This is a genomic window from Lysinibacillus sp. NPDC094177, assembly GCF_050279145.1.
Taxonomy (GTDB): Bacteria; Bacillota; Bacilli; order Bacillales_A; family Planococcaceae; genus Lysinibacillus.
The window spans coordinates 454,071-467,338 of sequence record NZ_JBNNTW010000002.1; the positions used below are offsets into that span (position 1 = coordinate 454,071).

At 38.0% G+C, this 13,268-nt stretch carries 14 protein-coding genes; 13 read left to right on the forward strand and 1 reads right to left on the reverse strand.

Annotated features, from left to right (window positions below; all coding sequences use genetic code 11):
* The 12 genes from ACQKNC_RS05680 (at window position 1) to ACQKNC_RS05735 (ending at window position 11,815) form a co-directional block, all read left to right on the forward strand.
* Window positions 1–663, forward strand: coding sequence for a response regulator transcription factor (locus ACQKNC_RS05680; RefSeq protein WP_427423879.1), 663 nt, complete (start codon window positions 1–3; stop codon window positions 661–663).
* A complete protein-coding gene (locus ACQKNC_RS05685; protein WP_427423880.1) occupies window positions 651–2,033 on the forward strand; it encodes a sensor histidine kinase in 1,383 nt (460 codons plus the stop codon). Before ACQKNC_RS05680 ends, ACQKNC_RS05685 begins: the two co-directional genes overlap by 13 nt.
* Before the next feature lie 256 nt (window positions 2,034–2,289).
* Window positions 2,290–2,661 (forward strand): 2-oxoglutarate ferredoxin oxidoreductase subunit beta, encoded by a 372-nt coding sequence (locus tag ACQKNC_RS05690; RefSeq protein WP_427423881.1) that lies wholly within the window; start codon window positions 2,290–2,292, stop codon window positions 2,659–2,661.
* 253 nt (window positions 2,662–2,914) lie between these two features.
* Entirely contained in the window at window positions 2,915–4,003 is a 1,089-nt protein-coding gene (locus tag ACQKNC_RS05695; RefSeq protein ID WP_427423882.1) for an ABC transporter substrate-binding protein, read from the forward strand.
* Window positions 3,993–4,829, forward strand: a complete 837-nt coding sequence (locus tag ACQKNC_RS05700; protein WP_427423883.1) for an alkaline phosphatase family protein — start codon at window positions 3,993–3,995, stop codon at window positions 4,827–4,829. Before ACQKNC_RS05695 ends, ACQKNC_RS05700 begins: the two co-directional genes overlap by 11 nt.
* Window positions 4,830–5,187: 358 nt before the next feature.
* Window positions 5,188–6,030 (forward strand): ABC transporter permease, encoded by an 843-nt coding sequence (locus tag ACQKNC_RS05705; RefSeq protein WP_427423935.1) that lies wholly within the window; start codon window positions 5,188–5,190, stop codon window positions 6,028–6,030.
* Complete coding sequence (locus ACQKNC_RS05710; protein WP_427423884.1) at window positions 6,030–6,815, forward strand: ABC transporter permease; 786 nt, start codon at window positions 6,030–6,032, stop codon at window positions 6,813–6,815. The genes ACQKNC_RS05705 and ACQKNC_RS05710 overlap by 1 nt, the downstream gene beginning before the upstream one ends.
* Entirely contained in the window at window positions 6,812–7,810 is a 999-nt protein-coding gene (locus ACQKNC_RS05715) for an ABC transporter ATP-binding protein (RefSeq protein ID WP_427423885.1), read from the forward strand. The genes ACQKNC_RS05710 and ACQKNC_RS05715 overlap by 4 nt, the downstream gene beginning before the upstream one ends.
* Window positions 7,807–8,595 carry a DeoR/GlpR family DNA-binding transcription regulator gene (locus ACQKNC_RS05720; RefSeq protein WP_427423886.1) on the forward strand — a complete coding sequence of 263 codons (789 nt, stop codon included), beginning with the start codon at window positions 7,807–7,809 and terminating at the stop codon, window positions 8,593–8,595. The genes ACQKNC_RS05715 and ACQKNC_RS05720 overlap by 4 nt, the downstream gene beginning before the upstream one ends.
* A complete protein-coding gene (locus ACQKNC_RS05725) occupies window positions 8,588–9,595 on the forward strand; it encodes a histidinol phosphate phosphatase domain-containing protein (protein ID WP_427423887.1) in 1,008 nt (335 codons plus the stop codon). Before ACQKNC_RS05720 ends, ACQKNC_RS05725 begins: the two co-directional genes overlap by 8 nt.
* Window positions 9,596–9,832: 237 nt before the next feature.
* Window positions 9,833–11,377 carry a tRNA (N6-isopentenyl adenosine(37)-C2)-methylthiotransferase MiaB gene (gene miaB / locus ACQKNC_RS05730; RefSeq protein WP_427423888.1) on the forward strand — a complete coding sequence of 515 codons (1,545 nt, stop codon included), beginning with the start codon at window positions 9,833–9,835 and terminating at the stop codon, window positions 11,375–11,377.
* Entirely contained in the window at window positions 11,378–11,815 is a 438-nt protein-coding gene (locus ACQKNC_RS05735; protein WP_427423889.1) for a RicAFT regulatory complex protein RicA family protein, read from the forward strand.
* Between the two features lie 120 nt (window positions 11,816–11,935).
* On the opposite strand, the gene ACQKNC_RS05740 is transcribed toward ACQKNC_RS05735, so the two are convergent.
* Window positions 11,936–12,133, reverse strand: coding sequence for a hypothetical protein (locus ACQKNC_RS05740; RefSeq protein WP_427423890.1), 198 nt, complete (start codon window positions 12,131–12,133; stop codon window positions 11,936–11,938).
* Window positions 12,134–12,625: 492 nt separating this feature from the next.
* Between ACQKNC_RS05740 and cotE the strand changes: the two genes are divergently transcribed.
* Entirely contained in the window at window positions 12,626–13,243 is a 618-nt protein-coding gene (gene cotE / locus ACQKNC_RS05745) for an outer spore coat protein CotE (protein ID WP_427423891.1), read from the forward strand.
* Window positions 13,244–13,268: the final 25 nt, after the last annotated feature.

The window sequence follows — 13,268 nt, forward strand, 5'->3', positions numbered from 1 at the left end:
ATGGCAAAAATATTAGCAGTAGATGATGAAAAAGATATTTTAGTATTGATAAAAAATGCATTACTAAAAAATGAACATTTAGTAACAGCAGTCTCTGATGCGACAGAAGTAAGTAAATTGGATCTTGGTGCCTTCGATTTAATTTTATTGGATGTGATGATGCCCGAAATTGATGGATTTACTTTATGTGGCCAAATACGTCATGCTGTAGATTGTCCAATCCTTTTTTTAACGGCTAAATCATTGGAGGAGGATCTAATGTATGGTCTTGGTCTTGGAGCAGATGATTACATTATCAAGCCGTTTGGAATTGGGGAGCTTCGTGCAAGAGTGAATGCGCATTTGAGGCGCGAAAAAAGAGAAAGACGTAGCATCCTTTTTGTAGATAACATTCACTTCAATCTATCCGGCAAAGAGCTGTTTGTAAATGAAGAGAAGGTAATACTGACAAAAAGCGAATATGAAATATGCGAATTTCTAGCTCGAAATCGAGGACAAGTGTTTCCTAAAGAAAAGATTTATGAAACGATTTTTGGATTTGATGGAAAAAGTGACAGTACTGCTATTACTGAGCATATTAAAAATATTCGTTCAAAGCTACATGCCTTTGATATTGACGTCATTGACACTGTTTGGGGGATCGGATATAAATGGAGACAATGAAGCCCAATAAAGGAACACGCCTACATACTTTTTTTCTTCGATATCTCCTTTTCCTATGTATAGGCACTATTCTATTAGTAGTACTACTGTTTAGTTTATTCTTATTTTCCTTTTCTGCCAACATCGTTTTGCCAGCAAATTATGCAGAAACTCAAGTTTCATTATCAAGGGATCGCATTGCGTCCAGTAGTTCGGTTACAGCTGATATTATTCCAGACCTTGTTGACTACGCTGTTATTTCTAAAGATGGACAATTTCTTGCAGGGAATCTTTCAGAAAAAGAAGCTTTTAAAGCTTGGGATGTCATGAAAAAAGGGGAAACTCAAGGTGGTTCCCAATTTTATTCGTTTATAGAGCGAGAAAATGACATTTGTATATTACGATATTATTTAGTACCTCAGTATCGTTCAGAAGTTTTAAGAAAATATTTGCCTAATCCGCAGCTATTAGTGTTTCTATTGTTTATAGTGGGAATAGTAACTTATGCAGCTGCGCTCGCGATACACTTTGGCAGAAGTCTAAAGAAAAAAATGTTTGGCTTACAGGAAGCGATTGAAAAAATACAAAATCAAAATTTGGATTTTACAATAAATACTTCAGGAATTCGTGAAATAGATGAAATATCCATTTCTCTTGAGCATATGAGGGAAGCTTTAAACTGCTCTTTAAAACAGCAATGGGAATCAGAACAGGCACGTAGAGAACAAATTTCTGCTCTTGCCCACGATCTGAAAACACCTCTTACAATTATTCGGGGGAATGCAGAACTTTTACAGGATACGGATCAAGATGATATACAAAGAGAATATAATGACTATATTTTGAAAAATACGATTGTAATAGAAAAATTCACAAAAGAGCTTATTGATCTATCGAAAATGGAGAAAAATATCGTTCGTGAAAAAACATTCGTTAAAACGGAGAAATTTCTTACAGAGTTGGACAATCAAATGAAGGCTCTTTCGTCTGAAAAAAAACTTCATGTTGATGTACAAAAGTGCATACTACCAGAGCGTATTTTTATCGATGAGGAACTTTTCAGTCGAGCGATATTAAATATTATTGTCAATGCAGTGGAGTATACGCCGATAAATGGAAATGTTTCTTTAATAGTTAAAGGAGCTTCTGATGTTGTTCAATTTACTGTTACCGATAGCGGCTGTGGATTTTCTCCGAGAGATTTAAATGAGGCTACCAAACAATTTTATCGCGGAGATCCAAGCAGAAATGCAGGAAATCATCATGGTATGGGACTTTATATCGCCGAATCAATTGTTCAGAATCATGGAGGAACGTTGTTAATTGATAATGATTTACCAGCTAGTGGAGGGAAAGTGACCATAACAATCCCAATCAATTTTGCCTTGTGATAATTGTAGCTGCTGCTTCGCTTTCGCACAGCAACAAAGCGCCCAGCCGGAACGGAAATCAACCTCACGCTTTTGATGGTGAGTGAGCCTTTAATTAATAAAAGTGGTACACCTGATAAAATATCTTGAGAAAAGAATGGTTTTGACAAATTTGTTAATATCATTCTTTTTGTTTTGGTAAAAGGAAAAAATGGGGAGTGTGTTCGGGCAATAGTTTTGTAAATAATGCTACAATAAAAGAAAAAAAGAAGAGGCGATGCGCGTGAGTAACGTCATTGATTTTATTGCAAAGAAAAGAGAACGCGAAGAAAGACAGCGTGCACAGGAATTGGAAAGGTATGTTGCTACACAATGTAATTTTCATCAACCGGAAAATATTGATGCTCTTGTTGATGGAAAAATGATTGAGGTAAAAGATCATACGTTGTTTTTAGGTTTTCTCTCGATACTAAAAGATGAACAAATTGAGCCACTTGATATTTTTCAGGATGTTTTTTCATTAGAACCTGCTCGCTTTGAGATGTCCTACAATATGAGATGGTGGTCAGTTGTACAGCTTGCATTTACATTTTTAACAATATTAAAGGAAAACGAGCCGCATACATATGCAGATTTTCTTGGTTTATAAAAATAATCTAGAGTGTGTGTGCACGTCTTGGAAAGCTACATAAACGTGCGCATACAGAACTAGAATCCTTCTTATTTCCCCTAAAACTTTTACTATCCCTCCTAAAATTAATAATTGTTCATAGATTTTCATAATTCCTTAATAATTTTTACTGAATATTTTAACGTCCTCCATACTTGCTTAATGTTTGTTTTTTAACATAACTGTTGTAAGGCAAATGAAAACAAACATAAACAAATGGAGGTTCCAACTCATGGCAATTCAAAAGTTGTGGAAGAAAGGTCTAATCGGAGCGTTAGCAATTTCAATGTTGGCAGCTTGTTCTGACGGTTCATCTAGTTCTAACGAAGTGAAAAGTGATTTGACACTTGAAGAAATTACGAAAAAAGCAAAAGAAGAAGGAACTGTAAATTCTGTCGGTATGCCAGATACATGGGCTAACTGGGTGGAGACTTGGGAAGAGCTTGGTACTGAATATAGCCTCAAGCATAAGGATACAGATATGTCGAGTGCTGAGGAGCTAGCAAAGTTTGAGGCAGAAAAGGATGATGCCACTGCAGATATTGGTGACGTCGGAATTGCCTTTGGTCCGATTGCCAAGGAGAAGGGGTTAACATTACCGTACAAAACATCTTACTGGGATGAAATACCTGACTGGGCAAAGGATGATAAAGGAAACTGGATTGTGGGTTACACTGGGACAATTTCATTTTTAACTGATAAAAACAACGTCAAAAACGCCCCAAAATCTTGGGAGGACATTAAAAACGGAAATTACACTGTCAGCATTGGTGATGCTTTAACAGCGAATCAAGCACAGTTTGCTATTTTAGCTGCTGCTATGGCATTTGGTGGCGATGAATCGAATATTCAACCAGGAATAGACTTTTTTGCAGACTTAGCTAAACAAGGACGTTTAAAAGGCGATCCATCTGTAGCGAATTTAGAAAAAGGCGAAATTGACGTAGCCATCTTATGGGATTTTAATGCACTTGGCTATCGACACCAAATCGATGAGAAACGTTTTGATGTCGTCATTCCATCGGAAGGTTCTGTAACGTCAGGCTATGCAACGATCATTAATAAATATGCCAAAAATCCTCATGCAGCAATGCTTGCTCGTGAATACATTTTATCAGATGCAGGGCAAGAAAATTTAGCGAAGGGTTACGCTCGTCCAATTCGTGACAAGGTTCAATTGTCTCAAGATGTTCAGAAGCTATTATTACCTGCAGAAATGTACAAAAATGCACAGCCAGTAAAAGATCAAAAGAAATGGGAAGAAACAACAAAGCAAATTCCACAACTATATCAGGAGCAGGTATTAATTCATGGAAAATAATAAAGTTGTATTAATTGTCGTTGACGCACTTCGCTTTGATACAGCCTGTACTCATATGGGATTTATGCACCATCTAGTTGAACGTAAGATTGCAGCACGCTACAAGGTTTGCTCAGAGGTCCCGTCACTATCAAGGCCATTATATGAAACGCTTTTAACGGGGACACCTCCTATTGTACATGGGGTGACGAGCAATATGACAGTACGTTTATCCACTCAAAATAGTCTATTTCATTTAGTGAAAGAAAACGGCTTGTCTACAGCAGCTGCTGCCTATTATTGGGTAAGTGAGCTATACAATCGTGCGCCATTTGTGCATATGGAAGACAGGCTACAATTAGATACTCAATTACCGATAAAGAATGGCATGTTCTACTTTGAGGATCACTACCCAGACAGTCATTTATTTGCTGATGCTGCATGGCTAATGGATCAAAAGCAACCTGATTTCTTATATATTCATCCGATGAATGTAGATGATGATGGTCATAAATTTACAGCTGACTCAGCACAATATCGAAATCGTGTTTTAGCAGTTGATGCATTATTATCTCTATTTATCCCGAAATGTCTTGCAAAGGGCTATGAGGTTATAGTGACAGCTGATCATGGGATGACGAGCGATGGTAATCATGGAGGAACAACAGCTGAAGATCGTCATGTACCAATGTTTGTTATTTCAAATCGCGTGAAAGCAGGCATTAAGGATGAGATTGTATCACAGCTACAAGTTGCCCCGCTATGTTGTAATTTATTGAATATCGAACCCTCTGATGAAATGGTTCCGCTGTTATTAGAGGGGATGCAGTCTTTAAAAAGAGTTTAATTATCAATATTAATTCAGGCATGTAATTAGCTACTTACCAAAGGTTGGTGCTGACATTTTTAAAACATATGCCATGTATTAGTTGATTGGAGTGGAGGCTGGGCGACTCCTTGGGGATTAGCGTCACAGATGAGACCCTGGAGCGAGCAGGCAGATGAACGAAGGCTAAAACCATCACGTCCTGTGATAACGCCTTCGTGACCAACCTCGTGTTGGCCCAAGCGGCTCATCGGACGCCCCCAGGAAAGCGCCCAGCCGGAACGGAAATCAACTCACACGTTGTGGTGATGAGACTTCTAATTAATATAAATGATTAATCAATACTAATCTAAATGGCTGTTATTAAATATTGAAAGAAGTGATTGTTTTGATTTCGAAGCGGCAAACAGTTGCCTGGCTTTCTCCTTTTCTAGTACTTGTCTTGTTATTTTTCTTAATACCGTTACTGTATATGCTAATCACAAGCTTTCAAAATAGTGATGGTTTTACACTTGCACAATATCAATCAGTATTAACGAATGATTACATTTTACAAGGCTTTAAAAATAGTATTACTCTGTCCGTTATTTCGGCAGTAATTGCCTTGATCGTTACCTTATTTGCAGTTTATGCGATTATGAGATTTTCTGAGCCAGTGCGCGAGAAAATTTTAATACTAACAAACTTAACATCAAACTTCTCAGGTATTCCGTTAGCATTTGCTTTTATCGTATTACTTGGCAATAGTGGGCTCTTTACATTGCTATTCGATAAATGGGGTATCGACGCATTATCGTCATTTTCTCTTTATAGCTGGGGTGGCTTGTTACTTATTTATGTTTATTTTCAGCTACCGTTAGCATTAATGCTTTTATACCCAATTTATGATGGAATTCAACAGCAATGGAAGGAAGCAGCGGCACTCCTTGGAGCGTCAACATGGCAGTTTTGGAAGAAGATTGGTGTTCCCGTTATGCTTCCTGGGATAGTCGGAACATTTAGCGTATTGTTTGCCAATGCAATGGGAGCTTATGCCTCAGCCTATGCTCTAACAAATAGTAGTTACAATTTAGTGGCCATTCGTATTGGCTCTCTTATTAAGGGTGATATTTTCGCTCAGCCAGAGCTGGCAAGTGCTATTGCGGTAATACTAGCAGTTACGATGGTGACTGCGATGCTATTAAGCGAGTGGAGCATTTCAAAAACAAGGAGGAAGCTATAGTGAAAAAAAGAGGCATTGCTGATTTATTTTTCCTCCTGTTAGCGGTGTATTTAGTGTTGCCGGTTGCTGCAACAATGCTTTATGCCTTTGCGACAAATTGGAATAAGACCATTTTGCCTGAAGGTTTAACATTTAAATGGCTTGCTACATTATTTCAGGATGCAGAATTTATACAGGCGTTTGGACGTTCTGTTTTATTGTCGAGTGGGGCAGTAATGATTGCATTGCTCGTCATCGTACCAGCCATTTTTGTGATCGTGTTGTATTTTCCAAAATACGAAAAATGGATTCAGATAGCAGTTGTTATGGTGTATTCATTCCCTGGAATTATTTTAGCAGTCGGGCTCATTCGTGTTTATAGCAAATTTGGTGTTCCGATGATTTTAGTAGTTTTAGGGGCCTATGTCATCAGTATCCTACCATACATTTATCAAGGGACACGCAATAGTTTACGAAATGTAGACGCACGGCAGCTTTTAGATGCAGCACAATTACTTGGAGCATCTAAAAAGCAAGCATTTACAAAAATATTGTTACCTACTGTTTATCCGGGTTTATTTGTAGGTGCATTATTATCGTTTTCTGTGCTTTTTGGAGAATTTGTACTGATAAATCTTGTGGTTGGTTCTCGCTTTGAAACGGTGCAAATTTATTTAATGAAGAAGCTTAGTACAAGTGGACATATTGCTAGTGCAGTTGTACTCGTTTATATCGTTCTTATGGGCTTATTAACGTTCGTTATTGCAAGATTAACGAAACAATCGAAAGGTGCTACAAATCTATGAGTTATATTGTGATTGAAGGACTTCATAAAAAATATGGATTAACGACGGTTTTATCAAATATAGATATGAAGATTGAAAAAGGTGAATTTATAACTCTTTTAGGTCCGAGTGGCTGTGGTAAGAGTACAATTTTACGTATTGTAGCAGGCTTAACAGATGCATCGGCAGGGAAAATTATCATTGAAGGCAAGGATATGATGGGTGTTCAACCTAAGGATCGTCAAGTTGGTATGGTATTTCAATCATATGCTCTATTCCCAAATATGACGGTGAAAGAAAATGTAGCCTTCGGTTTACGCATGCAAAAAGTAAATACTGCTGAAGTTGATCAACGTGTTCAAGAAATGCTTGCAATAGTACATTTAAGTGAAAAAGCAAACGCATATCCGAAAGAATTATCTGGCGGTCAGCAGCAGCGTGTTGCCCTTGCTCGAGCTTTAATTGTACGTCCAAAGGTATTGCTGTTAGATGAGCCGCTCAGTGCACTAGATGCCCAAATTCGTAAGAAACTACAAGCAGATTTACGAGCTATCCAACAAAAGCTAGGCATAACGATGATTTTAGTTACGCATGACCAAGAGGAAGCGATGGCTGTTTCTGACAGAATATTTGTTATGAATAATGGGATGATTGAACAAAGTGGAACACCAACTGTGATTTATACAAGCCCTGAAAGTGAATTTATCGCTAATTTTATCGGTCATTACAATGTCTTTACGCGTCAGGCCCTTGGGAAAATGATTGGCGAGACGTTACCAGAATGCTCAAAATTTGCGATTCGACCAGAAGCTATTCGTCTCGATCAGAGACAGGGGGATGTTTGCATTACCGGAGAGGCGAAGCAGTCATTAATGAGCGGTAATGTTATTCGGACAACGTTTGAGGGTGAATGTCTCTTTACGATGGAGCAGCTACATCAACGAGGGCATTCGTTTGAACTTGGTAAGAAATATGTGTGTTATGTGGCGAGAGAAGATGTGATTGCATTATCATGACATATGCAAAAATTGAACGTTTTGAATTCATTTTAAAACATCTAGAGGCTGATGGAAAAATTGTTGTTGCCAATATTGCAGATGAATTACAAGTGGCACCTGAAACGATTCGTAGAGATTTTGATGAGCTAGAGCAACAGCATTTATTAACGAGAGTACATGGAGGAGCTGTGAAGTATACGAACGTTAGAAATGAACCAGCATTTTTGCGTAAGCTTCAAATGCAAAAAGAGGCAAAGCGCAATATAGCTCGTTTAGCTGCTAGACGTATATGTGACGGAGATACAATTGTGGTAGATACAGGTACTACGACGGTGCATATTGCAGATTTTTTATTGGCAGTCGATGATATAACAGTCGTAACCAATTCTATCGCTGCGGCTGTACAATTCAATCTGGCTATAGAAGAGCGGCGAATGACGGGGAAGGTCATATTACTTGGTGGAACGACAAATCCAAGGCAATCTTCAGTAACGGGAGCAATGACATTAGAATTATTAGGAAATATGAATTTTGATAAAGCGTTTATATCTTGTGGTGGTATAAGTGAAGGTATCGTATACGATTATGATTTAGATGAATCGTTAATTTCTAAAAAAATGATTGACCATAGCAAGATGAACTTTTTATTAGCGGATGCATCTAAAATAAATGGAAAGTCCTTTTATCAAATTGGTCACATAGAAGAGTGCTCAGAAATTCTTTGTGATATAGTTTGCCCATCAGAGTGGCAAACATATGAGGGAAAGTGGACGGTATGCAATGGAGGGAAAGCGTATGATTGATTATCATGTACATTTAGAGGAGGGCCCATATTCATTTCGTTGGCTAGAGCGTACTTCTCAAGCAATTAGATTTTTTAATGAAGATAAAGGAGCAGCAAAAGGTTCTAAAGCATTTATAGAGTTGCAAATGCAACAGTTATCAAAGCGAATACAGAATGGCTGCTATAGTGAGGAATGGTTAGATTTATATTTACAACAGGCAAAGCAGCTTGGTTTGCGCGAGGTTGGCATTGTCGACCATCTATATCGTTTCAAGGAGACGCGAGCATATTTTGAACGTTATATGCAGCTGGATGACAATGAAGTTGGTAAATTGCAACGTTACTGGCTGGATCGTGTCATGACGGAAAGCATGGATGATTTTGTATCAGCCATTATTCGAGCAAAGGAAAAGTGGAGTCGTCATGGTATTTCCTTAAAGCTTGGCATCGAGGCCGATTATTTTGTCGGTGGTGAGGAAGAATTAGCAGCATTACTAGAAGGATATCCATGGGATTATGTTATCGGATCTGTCCATTTTGTGGATGGATGGGGCTTTGATAACCCTCAAACACAATATATATTTGAGGAAATGAATGCTGCTACATTACAGCAGAACTATGAGCGTTTTTTTGCCACAGTAGAAAAAATGATCCTCTCGAATATGTTTGATTTTGTAGCACATTTGGACAACTTTAAAGTATTTGACTATCAAGTGGAGGGTAAGGTTTTTCTTGAAACTTGGTATGAAAGAATCGCAAAGGCACTTGTGACAACACAAACGGCCACTGAAATAAATGCCGGCTTATATTATCGCTATCCAGTAAAGGAAATGTGCCCCGGACCTCGATTTTTGCAAATATTAATTGACCATGATGTAGCCTTTACAGTTTCCTCAGATGCGCATTTCCCAGACGATTTAGGTAAGTATACATTTGCCAATGCAAATTTGCTAAAGAGCTTTGGTGTTCAAACAATTATTGGGTTTGATCAACGCCAAAAACAATATATAGAACTATAATAAATGTCGCCGTTGATGGATATATCTTCGGTGATTTTTTATGTTAGAAAGAGTGAACAAAGCGACGGATAGCCCTCTCAAACTAAATAACGAAAATATTCATCTAGCTAAGAGTAATTAAGTCTAAACCGCGACATTTAGTACGCAAACCTTGTAGGATGTTGCAATTATTCAGTATAATAGTAAAATGGGAATTCAAATGTATGGAATTCGTTTGAAAGGAGTTACCTGATTGCGATGAATGAAGAACAACGCTTAGCAAATCAACAAGTCAATCAACCAAAAAAAGAAGACAAGCCTGAAAAGGATTATAGTAAATATTTTGAAACGGTCTTTACGGCACCTTCATTAAAAGATGCTAAAAAACGTGGGAAAGAAGAAGTTAAGTACCATAAGGACTTTAACATTGCAGAAGAGTTTGCAGGTATGGGTACGGGGCGTACTTTTTATATTCGTACGTATGGCTGCCAAATGAATGAGCATGATACGGAAGTTATGGCTGGGATTTTTATGCAGCTAGGTTATACGCCTACAGATGTGATTGATGAAGCTGATGTAGTGCTATTGAATACATGTGCTATCCGTGAAAATGCAGAAAACAAAGTATTTGGAGAACTGGGCTTCCTACTAAAATATAAACGTAAAAATCCAGAAATGCTAATCGGGGTTTGTGGCTGTATGTCACAGGAAGAATCCGTTGTAAATAAAATTTTAAGAAGTTATCCACATGTCGATATGGTGTTTGGTACACATAATATTCACCGTTTACCGAACATTTTAAAAGAAGCATATATGTCTAAGGAAATGGTCATTGAGGTTTGGTCTAAAGAAGGCGATGTTATTGAGAATCTGCCGAAAAAACGTCTTGGCTCCATCAAAGCTTGGGTAAATATTATGTACGGTTGTGATAAATTCTGTACGTATTGTATTGTACCTTATACGCGTGGTAAGGAGCGTAGTCGCCGTCCAGAGGAAATTATTGCTGAAGTTCGTGAACTAGCGGCTGCGGGCTATAAAGAAATTATGTTATTGGGGCAAAATGTCAACGCTTACGGTAAGGATTTTGAGGATATTGAATATCGACTTGGTGATTTAATGGATGAATTACGAAAAATTGATATTCCACGTATTCGTTTTACAACGAGTCATCCACGAGACTTCGATGATCATTTAATCGAAGTACTTGCACAACGTGGTAACTTAGTTGAACACATTCATTTACCAGTACAATCTGGTTCAAATGATGTGCTAAAAATTATGGCGCGTAAGTATACACGTGAGCATTTCCTTGGTTTAGTAGCTAAAATTAAAGCGGCTATTCCGGAAGTAACACTAACGACTGATATTATCGTAGGCTATCCTAATGAGACAGAGGAGCAATTTGAGGAGACTTTATCCTTGTACCGTGAAGTAGGCTTTGAAATGGCCTTTACTTATATTTATTCTCCTCGTGAGGGTACACCTGCTGCCAAAATGGTCGATAATGTACCTGAAGAAGTGAAAAAAGAACGTCTTCACCGTTTAAATGAGGTTGTAGGGGAATACTCTCGCAAAGCATTAGAGGGCTTGAAGGGTGAAATAGTAGAAGTCTTAGTCGAAGGTACAAGTAAAAAACGCGAGGATGTGTTAGCTGGCTATACTCGTAAAAACCGTCTTGTAAACTTTAAAGCCCCAGCAGATCTAATTGGTCAATTAGTGAAGGTAAAAATAGTTGAAGCTACTTCATATTCACTGAGTGGTGAATTCGTAGAAGTAGTAAAAAATGAAAAGGTGGAAGCGTAAATGTCACAAGTATTATATACAAAAGATGATTTAATCAAGAAGTCACACGAAATTGCACACATGATTGCCAATACGCCAGAAGTTGAATTTTTCAAAAAGGCAGAAGCACAAATTAATGAAAACCAACTAGTACGTGAACGTATTGCAAGTCTAAAAAGCCTACAAAAGCAAGCTGTTAATTTCCAACACTTAGGGAAAGAAAAAGCACTTAAATTAATTGAAGAAAAAATAGAAAAAATCGAAGAAGAGATCAACGCAATCCCAGTGGTTCAACAATTTAAAGAATCTCAAGGTGATGTAAATGATTTATTGCAATTAGTGTCGAACACAATTGCTAACAATGTTACAAATGAGATTATTCGCTCAACTGGTGGGGATTTACTTTATGGAGAAACTGGCTCACAGGTAGCAAATTCAAGACCAGGTAGCTGCTCTTAAAAATAATAGAAAGAAAAGCTCGAATGAATGATTTCATTCGAGCTTTTCATATTTTGGAAAAATGATTAAGGAAATCTTGTGAATGTTGTAACGCTTTAGATGAGGGTGTTACGTTCCGTGCTACTCACCATAATCGGACGGAGAAGACTTGTAACAGTGACGCAATTGTAAATCTGTTGTTGCTGTCGCTACGTTAGCACTACGCTTTCGCACAGAAAACATTGTTGTTGCTGTCGCTACGTTAGCACTACGCCTTCGCACAGAAAACATTGTTGTTGCTGTCGCTACGTAAGCACAACGCTTTCGCACAGAAAACATTGTTGATGCCTCTTTGCTTTCGAATATTAAAATCGTTGCTGAAATTTCGTTTTTTATCACTATAAATTAGAATGACATGCAGAAGATACATGCTATGTGAAATGGTTGATTGGAGTGGAGGCTGGGCGACTCCTTGGGGATCAGCGAAAGAGGAACGAAGTCTAAAAGCATCACGTCCTGTGATAACGCCTTCGTGACCAAAATCCTTTTGGCCCAAGCGGCTCATCGGACGCCCCCAGATGGAACGGAAATCAACCCCTCGTTTTGCTGAGGAGCCATACTTTAGGACATCTTAATTTCATTGACATTTGAGTTTTTCATCAATATGAAAAGCTCGAATGATGTAATTCGGGCTATTTTTAATGTTTTATTCTCCAATACTCGTAGAAGTTATCGTGATTTAGACAACATAATATGAAATAAGAATTTTATCTGCAATTCTATTCTATAAAATATATGTTCACCCAATAGGCGCTACCTGCATATGATGGAGTGAAAAGAGTCGAAGGAGGAATTGCGCTGAAACGTTTACGACAAATCGTGACGAGAGCAGTAGTTGCCAAAGGGAAGAAGAGAACGGAAGAACGTGTAACATTAAGTCCATCAAATAAGCCGACGAGTATTCTCGGTTGCTGGGTTATCAATCATACTTGCTCCGCGAAAAAAGTCGGTAAATTTGTAGAAGTATCAGGTAAATTTGATGTCAATGTATGGTATGCCTATAGTAATCATTCGAAAACAGCAGTGTTTTCTGAAACGGTTCACTATAAAGACAAAGTGAAGCTTTCTTTTAGAGAAGGAGAAGTTAGTGTTGGTGATGATGTTCGTGTACGTGTTATTCAAGAGCCAAACTGCATAGAGGCAATCATTTCTCCATGTGGTACGAAATTTGAAATCGTTGTAGAACGCGAAGTCGTTGTAGAGGTAATGGGAGAAACGACGATTTGCATTAGTGTGCATCCACTAGATTTCGAAGAGGAATGGAGCTTTGATGATGAGAGTTCATCCTCGTCTTCATCTAGCTCGAGCTCCAGCTCTTCGTCTAGCTCAAGTGGAGAAGGAAGGTATGTTTTAGAGTCGTCATCGTTTCCTGATGAAAGACCGAGATAATATTAAAGACCATATTTCTTTGATA

Coding starts and splice junctions, on each gene's coding strand:
- ACQKNC_RS05685 (WP_427423880.1), top strand. CDS start 651: ATGGAGACAATGAAGCCCAATAAAGGAACACGCCTACATACTTTTTTT.
- ACQKNC_RS05735 (WP_427423889.1), top strand. CDS start 11,378: ATGTCACAAGTATTATATACAAAAGATGATTTAATCAAGAAGTCACAC.
- ACQKNC_RS05720 (WP_427423886.1), top strand. CDS start 7,807: ATGACATATGCAAAAATTGAACGTTTTGAATTCATTTTAAAACATCTA.
- ACQKNC_RS05680 (WP_427423879.1), top strand. CDS start 1: ATGGCAAAAATATTAGCAGTAGATGATGAAAAAGATATTTTAGTATTG.
- miaB (WP_427423888.1), top strand. CDS start 9,833: ATGAATGAAGAACAACGCTTAGCAAATCAACAAGTCAATCAACCAAAA.
- ACQKNC_RS05715 (WP_427423885.1), top strand. CDS start 6,812: ATGAGTTATATTGTGATTGAAGGACTTCATAAAAAATATGGATTAACG.
- ACQKNC_RS05695 (WP_427423882.1), top strand. CDS start 2,915: ATGGCAATTCAAAAGTTGTGGAAGAAAGGTCTAATCGGAGCGTTAGCA.
- ACQKNC_RS05740 (WP_427423890.1), bottom strand. CDS start 12,133: ATGTTTTCTGTGCGAAAGCGTTGTGCTTACGTAGCGACAGCAACAACA.
- ACQKNC_RS05725 (WP_427423887.1), top strand. CDS start 8,588: ATGATTGATTATCATGTACATTTAGAGGAGGGCCCATATTCATTTCGT.
- ACQKNC_RS05700 (WP_427423883.1), top strand. CDS start 3,993: ATGGAAAATAATAAAGTTGTATTAATTGTCGTTGACGCACTTCGCTTT.
- ACQKNC_RS05690 (WP_427423881.1), top strand. CDS start 2,290: ATGCGCGTGAGTAACGTCATTGATTTTATTGCAAAGAAAAGAGAACGC.